The sequence below is a fragment of the Anaerozeibacter quisquiliarum genome, from assembly GCF_051162045.1.
Lineage (GTDB): Bacteria > Bacillota > Clostridia > Christensenellales > Aristaeellaceae > Anaerozeibacter > Anaerozeibacter quisquiliarum.
The window spans coordinates 1-15,597 of sequence record NZ_JBISDI010000008.1 but is presented as its reverse complement, the minus strand read 5'-3'; the positions used below and the strand labels follow the sequence as shown (position 1 = coordinate 15,597).

The 15,597-nt window shown below is 64.3% G+C and carries 13 protein-coding genes; 4 read left to right on the top strand and 9 right to left on the bottom strand.

Annotation, left to right across the window (positions count from 1 at the left end; all coding sequences use genetic code 11):
- Positions 1 to 150: 150 nt before the first annotated feature.
- From ACH6CV_RS04835 to glmS, 3 genes are read right to left on the bottom strand one after another with little or no spacing between them, the layout of a single operon-like run.
- Positions 151 to 1,599 (bottom strand): methylaspartate mutase subunit E, encoded by a 1,449-nt coding sequence (locus tag ACH6CV_RS04835; protein WP_456357039.1) that lies wholly within the window; start codon positions 1,597 to 1,599, stop codon positions 151 to 153.
- Positions 1,583 to 2,950: a methylaspartate mutase accessory protein GlmL gene (glmL, locus tag ACH6CV_RS04830; RefSeq protein ID WP_456357038.1), complete on the bottom strand. Its 1,368-nt coding sequence runs from the start codon at positions 2,948 to 2,950 to the stop codon at positions 1,583 to 1,585. Before glmL ends, ACH6CV_RS04835 begins: the two co-directional genes overlap by 17 nt.
- Complete coding sequence (gene glmS, locus ACH6CV_RS04825; protein WP_456357037.1) at positions 2,947 to 3,378, bottom strand: methylaspartate mutase subunit S; 432 nt, start codon at positions 3,376 to 3,378, stop codon at positions 2,947 to 2,949. The genes glmL and glmS overlap by 4 nt, the downstream gene beginning before the upstream one ends.
- Positions 3,379 to 3,937: 559 nt before the next feature.
- On the opposite strand from glmS, the gene cysE reads away from it, so the two are divergent.
- Both cysE and cysS read left to right on the top strand, forming a co-directional pair.
- Positions 3,938 to 4,651 carry a serine O-acetyltransferase gene (gene cysE / locus ACH6CV_RS04820; protein ID WP_456357036.1) on the top strand — a complete coding sequence of 238 codons (714 nt, stop codon included), beginning with the start codon at positions 3,938 to 3,940 and terminating at the stop codon, positions 4,649 to 4,651.
- Entirely contained in the window at positions 4,638 to 6,038 is a 1,401-nt protein-coding gene (gene cysS, locus ACH6CV_RS04815; RefSeq protein WP_456357035.1) for a cysteine--tRNA ligase, read from the top strand. Before cysE ends, cysS begins: the two co-directional genes overlap by 14 nt.
- Before the next feature lie 129 nt (positions 6,039 to 6,167).
- Here cysS and ACH6CV_RS04810 read toward each other — a convergent pair whose 3' ends face one another.
- The 3 genes from ACH6CV_RS04810 to ACH6CV_RS04800 form a co-directional block, all read right to left on the bottom strand.
- Positions 6,168 to 7,391, bottom strand: coding sequence for a L,D-transpeptidase family protein (locus tag ACH6CV_RS04810; RefSeq protein ID WP_456357034.1), 1,224 nt, complete (start codon positions 7,389 to 7,391; stop codon positions 6,168 to 6,170).
- Positions 7,392 to 7,709: 318 nt separating this feature from the next.
- Positions 7,710 to 8,492: an HAD-IIA family hydrolase gene (locus tag ACH6CV_RS04805; RefSeq protein WP_456357033.1), complete on the bottom strand. Its 783-nt coding sequence runs from the start codon at positions 8,490 to 8,492 to the stop codon at positions 7,710 to 7,712.
- A gap of 17 nt (positions 8,493 to 8,509) precedes the next feature.
- Positions 8,510 to 9,079: a xanthine phosphoribosyltransferase gene (locus ACH6CV_RS04800; protein ID WP_456357032.1), complete on the bottom strand. Its 570-nt coding sequence runs from the start codon at positions 9,077 to 9,079 to the stop codon at positions 8,510 to 8,512.
- 134 nt (positions 9,080 to 9,213) lie between these two features.
- On the opposite strand from ACH6CV_RS04800, the gene ACH6CV_RS04795 reads away from it, so the two are divergent.
- Together ACH6CV_RS04795 and ACH6CV_RS04790 are read left to right on the top strand one after the other, a co-directional pair.
- Entirely contained in the window at positions 9,214 to 10,620 is a 1,407-nt protein-coding gene (locus tag ACH6CV_RS04795) for an NAD(P)/FAD-dependent oxidoreductase (protein WP_456357031.1), read from the top strand.
- A gap of 65 nt (positions 10,621 to 10,685) precedes the next feature.
- Positions 10,686 to 11,231 (top strand): hypothetical protein, encoded by a 546-nt coding sequence (locus ACH6CV_RS04790; protein ID WP_456357030.1) that lies wholly within the window; start codon positions 10,686 to 10,688, stop codon positions 11,229 to 11,231.
- An 87-nt stretch (positions 11,232 to 11,318) separates the two neighbouring features.
- Here the strand turns inward: ACH6CV_RS04790 and ACH6CV_RS04785 are convergent, their stop codons facing one another.
- From ACH6CV_RS04785 to ACH6CV_RS04775, 3 genes are all read right to left on the bottom strand, one after another.
- Positions 11,319 to 12,818, bottom strand: a complete 1,500-nt coding sequence (locus ACH6CV_RS04785; RefSeq protein ID WP_456357029.1) for an FGGY-family carbohydrate kinase — start codon at positions 12,816 to 12,818, stop codon at positions 11,319 to 11,321.
- A gap of 13 nt (positions 12,819 to 12,831) precedes the next feature.
- Positions 12,832 to 13,749: a homoserine O-acetyltransferase MetA gene (gene metA / locus ACH6CV_RS04780; RefSeq protein WP_456357028.1), complete on the bottom strand. Its 918-nt coding sequence runs from the start codon at positions 13,747 to 13,749 to the stop codon at positions 12,832 to 12,834.
- Between the two features lie 225 nt (positions 13,750 to 13,974).
- The gene (locus tag ACH6CV_RS04775; protein WP_456357027.1) at positions 13,975 to 15,270 is read right to left on the bottom strand and encodes an O-acetylhomoserine aminocarboxypropyltransferase/cysteine synthase family protein; all 1,296 of its coding nucleotides are present in this window, start codon (positions 15,268 to 15,270) and stop codon (positions 13,975 to 13,977) included.
- Between the last annotated feature and the right edge of the window lie 327 nt (positions 15,271 to 15,597).

The window sequence follows — 15,597 nt, the reverse complement described above, 5'->3', positions numbered from 1 at the left end:
CCGCAGTCCTCCCGGAGCGTGCCCGCAGGCGTGTACGAAGGGCGTGACTGCGATTCCGACCAAGGAGGGCCGCAGCCGACCGACTCGGAATCGCTTCCCGTCCGGCAGTCCGCGAAGCGGGCGGACGGGAAGATTTCGAGGCCCCGCGCGCTAGCGCGGGCGTCCTACCAGGCGTCCCTTTGATATCGCGTAGATGTCGTCGATGACCATCTGGAACGACACGTCGCGCTTCTCGGCGCGGGCGCGCTGCTCGATCTGGTCGCGGTGCCAGGCCTTAAGCTCGGCGGTGAAGGGCAGCGCGGCGGTCTCGAGCAGCCGCACCGCGCCCTGATTGTCGCGCGCGGGCAGGATCTTGCCGGCGTTGAAGCGGCTGGGCGCAAACGGCACGTCGAGCACGCCGGCCTGGAACGCGCGCACCGTGCCCAGCGCGATGTCGCCGCCGCCGAGCTCAAAGCACTTATCGACGATCAGGCGGGTTTCCGTAAGGATGATCTCGACCTCGCGCCGTACCGCGTCCTCGGGCAGCGATTGATCGGCCAGCATCGAGATCACCTGCTTGGTGGCGCGCAGCCCCTGCGCGTTGGCCTCCATCGTGGGCACGCCCATCGCCTCGTGCGGGGTCTTGACGATGACCTTGGTCGCGTGTGACAGCGCGGCGGCGGCACTGCCCCAGGAAATCACGCCGAACGCCTTGGCCTCGTCCTGCGGGAAGCCGCCCATCCACTGGTGCAGCACGGTCGTGACCTCGACGTCTTCGTAGCCGTACTTTTTCAGGTATTCGTTGGCGACGATCTCGAGCGACCGGATCGCGGCCACGTCCTGGACCAGGTTGCCCAACTGCCCATAGCCCACGGTGATGTTCCTGACGCCCTGCTCGGCGGCGACCAGCGCCTCGATCACGGCCACGGCGTGCGACATGCAGGGCGGTACCAGCGTACCGGTCAGCGGGCCGAACGGCTCGCGGTTGATCGAGATACCCTGCTCCTCGTACAGCCCGACCAGCCGGTCGCAGTACATCCAGTCGGTCATCGTGCGCTCGAGCGACACGCTCTTGGCGTAGGGGATGTTGTAGGAGATGCCGCCGCCCTCGTAGCTGGTGAAGCCGCCCGCCAGCGTGATCTCGGCCAGCAGCCGCGCGTCGGGCGTGCCGTGGCGCACCTGCACCGGCACCGAGGTCGACTCGGTCACGCGCCGGCAGCCGGCCACGCCGTGGTTGACGCCCGGAAAGCCGTTCAGCATGGCCTTGCCCTGGCGCCGGCTCTCCTTGATCCCCACCTCGGCCTCCTCGTAGCGGTTGAGGCGGGTATAGGAGTCGATCGTGGTGGGCAGCAGGTCGGCCTCGCCCTTGTCTTCCAAGTAATTCAGCAGTTTGATGTGCTCCTCGATCAGCGGCACGCCGGCGCGCGGCTGGATCAGCGTCTCGCCCCGCGCGCGCGCGCGGCGCAGCTTGGCCGAGAACCGCTTGGCCTCGGGGATCGCCTGCTGATAGGCGAACGCTTCATCAAGATTCACGTCCTTGCCGGTCGGCCACTGACCCAGCACCGCCTCGCGAATGGCGGAAAACTCATCCATGGTCAGCTTTTTATTGCGAATCTCCATACACAAACTCCTTCATCATGATGCTCCGCGCCAGTTGCGGATGGTTCTGGCTCAATATCCCCATGGCGGATAGAATGTAGCGCCTGTCGATGAACACCCGGGCGTCCCGCGGCATCAGCGAGCACATGTGGTCCGGTGCCGCCATCGCGCGGCGCGCCATCTGCTCGACGCGCGGCGAGTGAGCGAGCGCACCGCCGGTCAGCAACAGCGCGCGTATTTCGGTCAGGTCCTTGCCGGTCTGCTGGTAGGCCACGCCCATCGGCGTGTAGACCTGCTCGATCGTGCCCGCATGGCGGCTCAGCCCCAGCTCGATGGCCAACGTAGCCAGCGCGAAGTCAACGTCCGACTCCTCGGGCTTTGCAGGCAGTACGCCCGGCTCCGCATGGATGCGGTCCAGCCAGCGCCGAACCGTCTCAGCGTCCCGCCCGGCGGCCTCGGTCAATGCCTCTATGCCCACCGCGTCGACGATGCCCTGCGCGCTGTAGCGCATGCCGATGTCGCCTTCCACCGTGCGCTTGGCGTAGGGCTCGGGCAGGCCGCGCAGCACCGTGTTCGGACGCGTGGGCAGGCCGGCGGTGATCGAGTAGATGTCGGTGGTCGCGCCGCCGAGGTCGACCGCCATCAGCTCACCCATGTCCTCCTTGAGCAGCGTCAGCGCCTCGAGCACCGCCGCGGGCGTGGGCATCAAGATGCCCGAGATCAGCTCCGCCGCCTGCGAAAGGCCCTTGGCCCGTATGATGCGCTTTAAAAACAGCTCGCGGATCACGGCCTGCGTCGGTTCTACATTGAGCCTGCCGAACTCGGCCATCACGTTGCCCGCGGCGATCACCTCGCGCCCCGCAAGCGCCTGTTCACAGGCGCGGCGCGCGGCGCGGTTGCCCGCGATGACCACCGGGCATCGGTAGTCCATCTGCGCGACCATGCGCGCGTTGTGCTCGACGCAGGCCCGGTTGCCCCCGTCTGTGCCACCGCACAGCAGCAGGATATCGGGCGCGAGCCGCGCAATCTCTTCCGTGTCGTCACAGGTCAGCTCGTAGGCGTAGGTCTTGACCACCTTCGCGCCCGCGCCCAGCGCCGCGCGCTTGGCGGCCTCGCTGGTCAGCGAGGGCACAAGCCCCGACGCGATCATCCTGAGGCCGCCCGCCGCCGACGAGCAGGCGTAGCGCTCGGAAAACTCGCGCGTCCCGATTTGGCGGGCCAGCTTCGTAAGCGCGTCCGCAAGCCCGATCGATACGTCGGTCGTCACCGTGGTGTAGCTGTCGGCCGTGCCGATCACACGCCCGGCATCCGGATCGACCGCCAGGACCTTGGTGTAGGTCGAGCCGAAATCGATCAGCAGGATCGGCTTCATGACCGCCCCAGCGCCTCAAGCGCCTCATAGTCGCGCTTCAGCGCCTCGATCGTCACCTCGGGTGCGGTTCCGGGCCCAAACACCCGGTCGAAGCCCATCGCCTTGAAGCGTTGCTCCACTTCCTCAAACGGCTGCTTGCCCACCACGATGTTGCCGCCCACGTACAGCAAAATGCCGTTAAGCCCCGCTTCGTCGCACTTCTCGCGCAGCCCCCGGCAATCAAGCTCGCCGTGACCGTACAGCGACGACACCACGATCGCCGTGGCCGCCGATTCCACCGCCGCCTCGATGAATTCCTCCTGCGACACCATCACGCCCAGGTTCACCACCTTGAACCCGGCCTGTGTAAACGCGAAGTTCAATATCTGGTTGCCCACCGCGTGCACGTCCGCGCCGATCACACCCAGCACCATGGTCCGCTCACCCATGTCCGCGTTCCCCTCCATATCCAATAATCCATGTTAATCCACGGTATGGTGTATATCATTATTTTAAATTGAATGACATCAATTGTCAAGTGCAACTTGGTCTCGCGTTTAACCTGCTCTTCGTTGACGCCGCGCCGTCCCGTTCATATAATGATGTTGACTGAGAACGGGAAGAGTAGGCGGAAATGGTCGCACGCACAGAAAAAGGGGTCGCCGGCTGAGAGCCCCGATGTGTTGCCTCCGCCGAACGTGCGCCCGGGAGTCATCGCGTAATGGCGACGGGCGCGCCCGATACAGCGCGAAAAAGCGGAGGGGATGCCCCTTCAGCAGAGTGGAACCACGCCAGCGCGTCTCTGTAGGTTGGAGGCGTGCTTTTTTATATCATACCAACGGAACCACCCCCGCATCCATCAGGCGGCGCTTTCCCGTCCTCGCCTCGCCTGAAAACCTTGACGTAGCGCCGCTACGCCCGCGGTTTCCAGGCGTAGCGAGGGCGAAAAATCCACTCGCCCGACGTACGCGTGGCGATTCCGATTGGTATATGAAGGGAGGGACTCGCTTGTTTAGCCAATGGAAGTCGGACATCGACGCCGTGATCAGCCGCGACCCGGCCGCGCGCAGCGCGCTCGAGGTGGTGCTGTGCTACCCGGGCTTCCGCGCGGTGCGAAGGCATAGGCGCGCGCACTGGCTATGGACACATGGCTTCAAGCTGTGGGCGCGCATGGTGTCCCAGCGCACGCGCAAACTAACCGGCATCGAAATTCATCCCGGAGCCGCGATTGGACGGGGCCTGTTCATCGATCATGGTATGGGCGTGGTGATCGGCGAGACCGCCGAGATCGGCGACGATGTGACGCTGTACCAGGACGTGACGCTGGGCGGCACCGGCAAGGATGTGGGCAAGCGCCACCCGACGCTGGGCAACAATGTGGTCGTGGGCTCGGGCGCGAAGGTGCTGGGCCCGTTCGCCGTAGGCGACGGCGTCAAGATCGGCGCCAGCGCCGTGGTGCTCAAGGCGGTGCCGCCGGGCGCGACCGTGGTCGGCAACCCCGGCCGGATCGTGAAAAAGGCCGGCGAGCGCGCTCCGATCGACCTCGATCAGGTCAATCTGCCCGACCCGGTCAAGGAGGTCATTCAAAAACTGCTCAGCCGCGTCGAGCGGCTCGAACACTGTCTCGCACAGGGCAATGTGAACTGCGACGCCTGCGACGAAAAAGCGATGCCCGACTGCCCCAGGATACGCAAGGAGGACATGCACATTGAAGATCTATAACACCATGACCCGCAAGAAGGAAACCTTCGAGCCGGTGCATCCGGGCGAAGCGCGCATCTATGCGTGCGGCCCCACGGTGTACAACTACTTCCACATCGGCAACGCCCGCCCGTTCATCATGTTCGACACGCTGCGCCGGTTCCTTAAACACAAGGGCTACAAGGTGACCTTCGTGCAGAACTTCACCGACATCGACGACAAGCTGATAAGCCGCGCGCGAGAAGAAGAGACCACCGTGCCGAAGCTGGCCGAACGCTACATCCGGGAGTACTTCACCGATGCGCAGGCGCTGGGCGTACTGCCCGCCGACGTGCACCCGCGCGCGACCGAGCACGTGGGCGAGATCATAGCGTTGATCGTTAAGCTCGAAAAGAGCGGCCACGCCTACGCGGTGGACGGCGACGTGTACTTTGATACCGAGTCCGACGAGGACTACGGCAAGCTGTCGGGTCAGAACATCGAGGATCGCGAGGCGGGCGCGCGCATCGAGGTGGATGGCGTCAAGAGAAACCCGATGGACTTCGCGCTGTGGAAGGCGCAAAAGCCGGGCGAGCCGGCCTGGAAGAGCCCCTGGGGCATGGGCCGTCCGGGCTGGCACATCGAGTGCTCGGCCATGTCGATGAAATACCTGGGCGAGACCTTCGACATCCACTGCGGCGGCGTCGACCTGGTCTTCCCCCACCACGAGAACGAGATCGCCCAGTCGGAATGCGCGACCGGCAAGACCTTCGCCAAGTATTGGATGCACAACGGCCACATCAACGTGGACAACCGCAAGATGTCCAAGTCCCTCGGCAACTTCTTCACCGTGCGCGACATCGCCAAGGAATACGACCTCGAGGCCGTGCGCATGTTCATGCTGTCGGCGCACTACCGCTCGCCGGTCAACTTCTCGCGCGAGATGATCGAGCAGGCCAAGGCCTCGCTCGATAGGCTGTACACCGCGCGCAACAACGCGCTGTTCTTGCTCGAGCACGCCGAGGACCGGCCCGCGAACGAGGCGGAGCAGGCGCTGATCGAGCGCGGCGCGCGCGCGCTTTCCGAGTTCGACGCGGCGATGGAGGACGACCTGAACACCGCCGACGCGCTGGGCGCGATCTTCGAGTACGCGCGCGAGATGAACACCGCGCTGACCGCGGAAGCCGCCCCGTCGAAGGCCGCGATCGAGGGCGCGGTCGCGCGGCTGCAAGCGATGACCGACGTGCTGGGCATCCTCTCAAAGGAACCGGATACTACGCCCGCCGAGATCGCCGCGCTGGTCGGAGCGCGCGTGGCCGCCAAGAAGGCCAAGAACTTCGCCGAAGCCGATCGGCTGCGGGAAGAGGCGCTCAAACTCGGCTACGCAATCGAAGACACCCCCAAGGGCCCGAAGGTGCGCCGGTTGTAACGCGGCGCAGTGAAATTTGCCCTTCGGGCGAGTGAAATGCCGCTTCGCGGCGTGAGATGCGCCGCGGCACATAAGAGGGATTCCCCCTCCTATGCGCCGCGGCGCATCTCACATGCCCGAAGGCATCTTTCACTTATGTATAACCACCGTCGTCCCATCGAGCACATGCTCGTGCATCCACCGGGCGTCGCTTACGGCCAGCCGGATGCAGCCGTGCGAGGCGCGCCGGCCGAGCGACGACACCGAACCGCTGGTGGGCCGCCCGCCCCGCTTCTTGAACAGCACCGAGTGGAACATGATGTTGCCGGTCGAATCGATGTGGATCGCGTATTGCGCCCAGACGCCGAAGTCCTTGAAATAGTGCCACTCCTCGCCCCGACGCACCGTCTCGTCGAAGGTGCCGGTGGGCGTGGGCGTACCGCGCCCGCCCGTCGAGCACTTGAACTTCTTGACCAGCTTGGTGTAATCCTCGGTCTTCTTGTCCCACTGATAGGCGTATACACGCTGCTCGGAAAGGTCCACCCGGATCTTGTAATCGCGCAGCGGCCGGTCGCTCTTGACGGCGCTGCCCGAGAACAGCATCGCCTGCGTGTTCTTGTCGGCGATGCCGGTCTGCGGCAGGTCGTTGAGCTGTTGGAAGTACATCAGCGCGTCCTTGGTGGTCGCGCCGAACGCGCCGTCCACGCCCTTGTAGACGTAGCCCAGCGTATTGAGCCGCGACTGCACACGCTTAACCGCGCCGCCCGTGTCGCCCTCGGCCAGCGTGTCGAAGGTGTCGCTGATCGCGCCCGAGTAGATGGCCTCGAGCAGCTTCCAATCCGCCTCGCCGTTCACCGCGTAGGGCAGCGTCTGCTGCGCGGAGGCCGTTTCTCCCTCCCCTTGCCCTTCAAGCCCTCCCGCGCCGTCCTCGGGCGGGAAGTAGGCGATCGCGGCCGGCTCGGGCGTGGCCATCTTCAGGTATTGCTCGTTTAAATAGGTCTTGACGTCGTTGATCGCGGTCACCGTGGCGTTGCCGTATTGGCCATCCACCTCGCCCTGCAGGAAGCCCAGGTTAATCAGCTCGTGCTGCAGGCGGGTCACGTCGTCGTTGCGCATGCCCTTGACGAGCGGAGTGGGTTCGGGCGTGGGTACCGGCGTCGGCACGGGCGTCGGCGAAGGTGTGGGCACGGGCGTCGGCGTCGGGATCGGCGTGGGCACCGGCGTGAACCGGGGCGCGTCCTCGCCCTCCGACTGCATCGCTTCGCCGGCCGGCGCGCCGACCGGCACGGCCGAATCCAGCCGGATTTCGTCGCTCGGCATGAACACGAACGCCAACAACGCAATGAAGAACACAAGGGGCGCTATCCGTCGCAATGGTTTCACCTCTCAAAACGCGTGGTCATGTCATTTTACCACATTTAGCCGGTATAGTCTGTTAAAAAAATCGGATGTTTCATAGGCGGCCCGCGCCGTCCTCCCTCCGGGGGATTCCCGGGCCGCAGCCTTCCATATTCTATCATAGATGCCGGCTCTGCCGGTTTCTATGGATTCCGGCAAAGGGCGAGCTCGCCCGCCCGACTCGGAACCAATGCCACCAGCCGGATTGCGCCCGGAAAACCCCGCAGGGTTTTCAGCAATCCGGCCCTGTTCCCTCTTCACGCGCAGGCGGCCGCAGCCGATTGCGCGTGATTGCTACAGCATCGGGATCAGGTCGGCCAGCCGCTCGAGCGTCAGATCCGGTTTGGTGGCCGACGCTGCCGCCATCTCTTTTGTCGTCTCGCCGCTGAGCACCAGCACCGACAGCATGCCATGCCGGATGCCGGTCTCGACGTCGGTGTACAGTCGGTCGCCGCACATGGCCAGTTGATGGTTTTTGAGGCCGGTGCGCCTAAGCGCGGCCTCCACGATGCCGGCGTGGGGCTTGCCCACGATCAGGTCGGCCTTTCGGCCGGCGGACGCCTCGATAAAGGCCATGATCGCGCCGATGTCGGGCGCGAAGCCTGACTCGGTGGGGCAGTTGAAGTCGGGGTGGGTGGCCACGTAGGGCAGCCCCGCGCGCACGAAGTCGCACACCTCGGTCATCTTTTTGTAGTCAAGCGTGGTGTCGTAGCCCACGATCACGTAGTCGGGCGACCCTTGGTCGATCTCGATGCCACCCTCGCGCAGCTCGGCGCGCAGGTACTCGTTGCCGAGCACGTAGGCGCGCTTGCCCGGATAGAGCGCCGCCGCCTTGCAAGCCGTGGCCTCGCCCGAAGTCAATATCTTTTCGCGCCCAACGTCCAGCCCCATGCGCTTCAGGCGCTCCACGTAGTACAGCGCGTTGTGCGATGAATTGTTGGTGAGAAATAAATAATCGCGCCCGCTTTTCTTCACCGCGTCGATGAATTCGAGCGAGCCGGGCAAGACCCTGTCGCCCAGGTAGAAGGTGCCGTCCATGTCAAGCAAAAAGCACTTAATGTCCTCAATCGCAGGCATACTTTGTTCTCCTTTGTTTATGCAAACTCGATGCTGCCGACATCCATCCACTGGATGCTGGCCAGCGAGATTGGCGCGTATCCGGCGGCCGCAAGCCGCGCGCGGCCGGGTTGAAACGCCTTTTCGATCACGATGCCGATGCCGGCCACCGCGGCGCCCGACCGCTCGATCAGCCGCGTCGCGCCCAGCGCCGCTTCGCCGTTGGCCAGAAAGTCGTCGATGAACAGCACGCGGTCGCCCTTCTCGATGAAGCGCGACTTGAGCGTCAATTGGTAGGTGGTGCCCTTGGTGTAGGAGTGCACCGGCGTCTGCCGGACCTCCTCGGACAGGATGGCCGAGGTCGATTTTTTCATGATAACCATGGGCACGGCAAGCTTCAGCGCGGCCATCACGGCGGGCGCGATGCCGCTCGATTCAATCGTGGCCACGCGCGTTACGCCCGCATCCGCGAACAGCTTCGCGAATTCCTCGCCGATCAGGTCCATCAGTTCGGGGTCCACCTGATGGTTCAGGAACGAGTCCACCAGCAGGATTTCGCGGCCGAGCGCCTTGCCGTCCGACAAGATCCGCTGTTTCAACAAATCCATGCAATCCACTTCCTTCGACGCTATTACACCTATTCAGCCTATTGTAGCGAAACGTCTGCCAAAGGTCAACCCTTGACAGCGTTGGCCACATCTGGTACGATATAAGGTGGATTTTTGGCGAGAGGTTTGGAACCATGTCAAATTACGACATCATCGTCGTCGGTGCCGGCCCTGCCGGCATTTTTACCGCGCTTGAGACCATGAAGCTGAACCCCGGCGCGCGGGTGCTGGTGGTGGACGAAGGGCTCAAGATCACGCGGCGCACCTGCCCGGCGCGCAAGCTCGGCCGCTGCGTAGGGTGCAAGCCGTGCAACATCATGAGCGGCTGGGCGGGCGCGGGCGCGTTCTCCGACGGCAAGCTGTCGCTCAGCGAGGAAGTCGGCGGCAACCTGACCGACTACCTGCCGGTGGGCGAGGTGCGCGCCCTGATCGCATACGCCGACTCGATCTACCTCGACCACGGCGCGCAGCAGGTGGTGTACGGGCTGGGCGACCCAAAGGTCGATGAGATCAAGTACGAGTGCAGCAAGCATAACATCAAGCTGATCCCCTGCCCCGTGCGCCACATGGGCACGGAGCTGGGCTTCAACGTGCTGACCAACATGTACAACACGCTCGAAAAATACGAGGGCTTCACCTTCCTCGAAAAGACGGCGGCGCAAGCGTTGATCGTCGAGGACGGCCGGATCGCGGGCGTCAAGCTCCGGGACGACCAGCACGCGTTCGAGGCGCGCGCGCCCTATGTGGTGGCCGGCCCTGGCCGCGGCGGCGCGCAGTGGCTGAACGGCATCGCACGCGAGCATGGGATCACGACGGCGAATAATGAAGTGGACATCGGCGTGCGCGTCGAGGTGCCGAATTCGATCATCGACCACCTGACGCGCCATCTGTACGAGGCCAAGATGATCTACTACGCCGACACCTTCGAGAACAAGGTGCGCACGTTCTGCATGAACCCCGGCGGGCTGGTCAGCGAAGAGCATTATGAGGGCGGGCTGGCCGTGGTCAACGGCCATAGCTACGCCGACCAGAGCCTGCGCACGGCCAATACGAACTTCGCGCTGCTGGTGTCGACCCGGTTTACGGAGCCGTTCAACCAGCCGATCGAGTACGGGCGGTACATCGCGCAGCTGGGCAACACGCTGACCGGCGGCGGGATCATGGTGCAGCGGCTGGGCGACCTGCTCAAGGGCCGCAGGACCGATTGGTCGCGCCTGAAAAAATCGACGACCGAGCCCACGCTGACCACGGCGGTGCCGGGCGATTTGTCGTTTGTGCTGCCGCACCGGCACCTGACGAGCATCATCGAGACGCTGCGCGCGCTCGACAACGTCGCGCCGGGCATGTACTCGCAGAACACGCTGCTGTATGGCGTGGAGGCCAAGTTCTATTCGTCGAAGCTCATGGTCGCGCCCAACATGGAGACCTCGATTCAGGGCTTCTACGCGATCGGCGACGGCGCGGGCATCACGCGGGGGCTTATGCAGGCCTCGGTCAGCGGCGTGATCGTCGCAAGGGACATCGCGCAGAAGGCAAAATAAAGGGATGACGATGCTTGATTCCTCCACCGACACATGGTACAATACCTCGCACGGGGGATGATCGCATGGACGAATCCAAGGTTCTGCAAGCCATCGAGCAGCTGGGAACGATGTTGCGCTCGGAGTTGCGCTCGGAGATCGGCGCGCTGGAAGCAAAGGTGAACGCTCGCTTCGATGCCATAGACGCAAGGATCGGCAAGCTGGAATCGCGCCTCGACAAGTTGGAATCGCGCTTCGACGTGCTCGAATCGCGCTTCGATGTACTTGAAGCGCGATTTGACAAGCTCGAGTCGCGCTTCGACGTGCTTGAAACGCGATTTGACAAGCTCGAGTCGCGCTTCGACGTGCTTGAAACGCGATTTGACAAGCTGGAATCGCGCTTTGACGTGCTTGAAGCGAAGGTCGAGACCATGGACTTGAGGCTGGTCAAGTTCGAAGACAAGGTCTACGGCTTCAACAGCCAGATCGACAAGTACGCCGTCGCCTTTAGGCAACAAATCGATGCGCTTGAGCAGCAAGCAGCCTGCAACGCCAAGGCAATCGCATTGAATACCAAGGTGATCCAACAGCTAACGTACGATGCCTTTGTGCATCGCAGTATCGCCCAATAACCCATCAAAAAAGCCGGCCGCTTCACAGCGCCCGGCTTTTTCATGCCTGTCGGTTCCGGGGGCAGCCAAACATCGGCAATCCCCTTCCTACAGAATCCCCCAACACCCGCGCATCGCCCGTTCGATCCGCACATACCGCTCGTACTTCTTTTGGTACGCTTCGGCCTTCGCGGGGTCGGGCCGGTAGATCTTCCCCACCCGCACCATGGCCCCTGCGGCGGCCTGAAGGTCGGGATAAGCCCCGGCGGCGACCGCCGCGGCCATCGCCGCGCCCAGGCAGCCGAGCTCCTTGGCCTGGATGGTCTCGATGGGCAGCCCCAGTATATCGGAGAACATCTGCACCCACATGGGGCTGTTGACCACGCCGCCCGCCATGCGCGCGGCGCGGGTCTGCCTGCGGTGCGTCATCAGACGGTCGACATGCAGCTTGTGGCCAAACGCGATGCCCTCGTACACCGCGCGCATCAGGTGGGCGCGCGTGTGGCGGCTGTCGATGCCGATGAACGAGGCGCGGGCGCGCGCGTCGTCGGCCCCGCCGAACAGGTAGGGCAGGAAGACCGGACAGTCCTCGCGCGCCGGGATCGACTGCACGAGCGCGCCTGCGACCTCATAGACCGGCGCGCCTTCGGCCGCCGCCAGTTCCTTCAGGAATTCGCCGACGAACCACTCCTGGTTGGACGCGGAGGTGGGCGAGCACTCCTCGATCAGGTAGTAGCCGGGCAGGCAGTAGAGCGAGTTCATCTTGACCGAGCGGTCGAGCACGGGATCCTTTGCGATGTACTCGTTGATCGACCAGGTGCCCGCGATCACGGCCAGATAATCCTCGCCCACGACCCCCATCGAAATCGCGCAGGCGTCGATGTCGAACAGCCCGCCCGCGACCGGCGTGCCGGCTTTAAGCCCGGTCAGCGCGGCGCACTCGGCGCTCACCGTCCCGCACACCTCGCTCGAATAGCGAACCGGCGGCAGCTTGCCCGCGAGCTCGGACAGCCCCCACAGCGCGAGCAGCTCCTCGTCGTAGCCGCGCGTATTGAGGTTGAGCAGGCTCGAGCCCGACGCGTCGGTCACCTCGGCGAAGGCCTCGCCGGTCATCCGGTAGCGGATGTAGTCCTTGACGCCGAACACCCACCGCGTGCGCCCCAGCGCGTCCGGTTCGTTGTCCTTGAGCCAGCGAAGCAGCGCCACCGGCTGGCTGGCCAGTACGCTTTGGCGCGTCTTTTCAAACGCGCGGTCGGCCGTGCCGTCCGCGTTCCACCGCTCGATGTAGGCCGCCGCGCGGCTGTCGGTGGACACGATGCCGCCCCGCACCGGGCGCTCGTCCGCGCCCCACAGGTACAGCCCCTTGCCGTGCCCCGAGAACGACACGCCGGCGATATCCGACGGATCGACGCCGGCATCCTCGAGCGCGCGGCGGATCACGTCGCAATTGACGCGCCACAGCGCCTCCATGTCGCGCTCGGTCTGGCCCGGCCCGGGCGTCAGCAAGGGCGTCTTGCCGCTGGCCGAGGCAATCTCGTTGCCCGTGAGGTCAAACAGCACCGCCTTCGAACTGGTGCCGCCGTGGTCGACGCCCATCACGTACTTCATCGGCTTGCCCTCCCTACTGAATTTCTTCGATATTATACGGCGTGGTCTGGTAGACAAAGTAGTTGAGCCAGTTGGAGAACATCAGGTTGGCGTGCCCGCGCCAACCCACGCGAGGCTCACGCCGGTCGTCGTCGTTCGGGAAGTAATTGACCGGCACCTCGATCGGCAGACCCGCGGCCTTGTCGCGCAGGTACTCGCGCTTCAGCGTGTCGGCGTCGTACTCCGAATGGCCGGTGATGAAGATGCGCCGGCCCTTGTCGGTCGCCATGGCGTAGATGCCGGCCTCGGACGACGAGGAGAGGATCTTGAGCTCGGGCACGCGCTCAACCTCCTTGCGCCAGATCGTGGTGTGGCGCGAGTGGGGCGCGAGGAACACGTCGTCAAAGCCCCTCAGCAGCATCGAGGTTCTGCGCTCGACGAAGTGGGGGTACACGCCGAACAGCTTCTGCTCAAGCGGATGCTTGGGGACGCCGTAGTGGTGGTACAGCGCCGCCTGCGCGCCCCAGCAGATGTGCACGGTCGAGTGCACATGGGTCGTGCTCCAATCCATGATCCGGGCGAGTTCCGGCCAGTAGTCCACCTCCTCGAACGGCAGCTGCTCGACCGGCGCGCCGGTGATTACCAACCCGTCGAACTTGAGGTCTCTGACCTCGTCGAACGTATGGTAGAACGCCAGCAAATGCGCCTCGGGCGTGTTTTTCGGCTGGTGGGAGCGCGTGTGCAGCAGCGTCAGTTCCACCTGCAGCGGCGTGTTGCCCAGCAGCCGCACGAACTGGGTCTCGGTCGAAACCTTCGTGGGCATCAGGTTGAGCAGCGCGATCTTGAGCGGGCGGATGTCCTGCGTACGCGCGCGCGTCTCGGTCATCACGAAGATGTTCTCGTCCTGCATCGTCTCGATCGCGGGCAGGTTGTTGGGCACCTTGATCGGCATCGGGATATCCCCCTTATTTCGCACTTGGTCAGGGTAGTCGCTCACGCAAAACCCCGGGAAGTTTGGAGGGCCAGGGCCCTCCGTGTTCAATCGTACCGGCGGCGTGTACGCCGGGGCGGGCGGCATTTCGTCCAGGAAATGCGCACCCGATCCCGGCACCGGGCGAAGGTCGCCCCCCGCCGGAAAATTCCGCGGAATTTTCAGGTGCCGTCCCCCGTGGCCCCCTCACGCGAATCCGCCCGCAGGCGGATTCGCGTGACCTAGCGCCTGGTCGATGTCGGCCCAGATGTCCTCTACGTGCTCGATCCCGATCGACATGCGCACCATGTCGGGCGCAATGCCGGCGGCCGTAAGCTGCGCGTCGGCCAACTGGCGGTGGGTGGTGCTGGCCGGGTGCAGCACCGAGGTGCGGCAGTCGGCCACATGCACCACAATCGCGGCCAGCTTGAGCGCGTCCATGAACCTGACCGCCGCCTCGCGCCCGCCCGCGACCGCGAACGAGATCACGCCCGACGCGCCGCCGTTCAGGTATCGCTTCGCGAGCGCGTACTCGCTCGATCCCTCGAGCAGCGGGTAGTTGACCCAGGCTACGCGCGGATCAGCCTGAAGCCGCCGGGCGATCGCAAGCGCGTTCTGGCTGTGGCGCTCGACGCGCAGCGCCAGCGTTTCGAGCCCGTGGTTGAGCAGGAACGCGGCCAGCGGCTGCGGCGTCACGCCGAAATCGCGCATCAGTTGCACCCGCGCCTTGGTCACATAGGCCACGGCGCCAAAGTCGCGCGCGTAGGCCACCCCGTGGTAGGACGGGTCGGGCTCGGTCATCTCGGGGAATTTGCCGTTCGCCCAATCGAATCGGCCGCCGTCGATCACGACGCCGCCCACCACGCTGGCGTGGCCGTCCATGTACTTCGAGGTGGAGTGGATCACGACGTCGGCCCCGTGCTCGATCGGCCGGCACAGCACCGGCGTGGCGAATGTGTTGTCCACAAGCAGCGGCACGCCGTGCCGGTGCGCAAGCTCGGCATAGCGCTCGATGTCGAGCACCTTGAGCGCCGGGTTGGCGATGGTCTCGCCAAACACGCAGCGGGTACGCGCGTCAAACAGCGCGCAGGTTTGCTCCGGGGTCATGTCGGGCGCCAAGAAGCGCGCCTCGATGCCCAGCCGGCGCAAAGTGACCGCGAACAGGTTGATCGTGCCGCCGTAGATTTCCGAGGCGCTCACGAAGTTGTCGCCGGCGCTCGCGATGTTGAGGATCGCCAGCAGCATCGCGGCCTGGCCGGACGAGGTGCAGAGCGCGCCCACGCCTCCCTCGAGCGCGGCGATCTTCCGCTCCACACAGTCGACGGTGGGGTTTGAGATGCGCGAGTACATGTGGCCGGACACTTTCAAGTCGAACAGGTCGGCCAGATGTGCGGACGAATCATACCGGTAGGTGGTGGACTGGTAGATCGGCAGCACGCGCGGCTGACCGTTCTCGGGTTTGTATCCTTCCTGGATCAGCTGGGTTTCGATGCGATAGCCCATGATTTTCCCTCCGCTTGCGTAGTTTGCAGCATAGAAAAAGCAGCCGCTTTAGAAGCGCGGCTGCCTTAAAGCCATACCGGAGCGCAATGGGTCAAGCCCACCGCGTTCCCGCTTTGAAGGCAGGACCGCGCCGACGCATGCCCATCCGCATCATGTTGACTCGCATGCCGAACCCCTCCTTCAAAGCGTTTTCGTGAGTATAGCGCATGCCTCCCTTTTTGTCAAGCGCATTTTGCGTCCTATTGCCGCGCGAATCTTTGTGCTCTTTTTCCTCAATGCGCCGTTGCATATTGAACATTATGTGGTATAATTAATTATATACTCTAA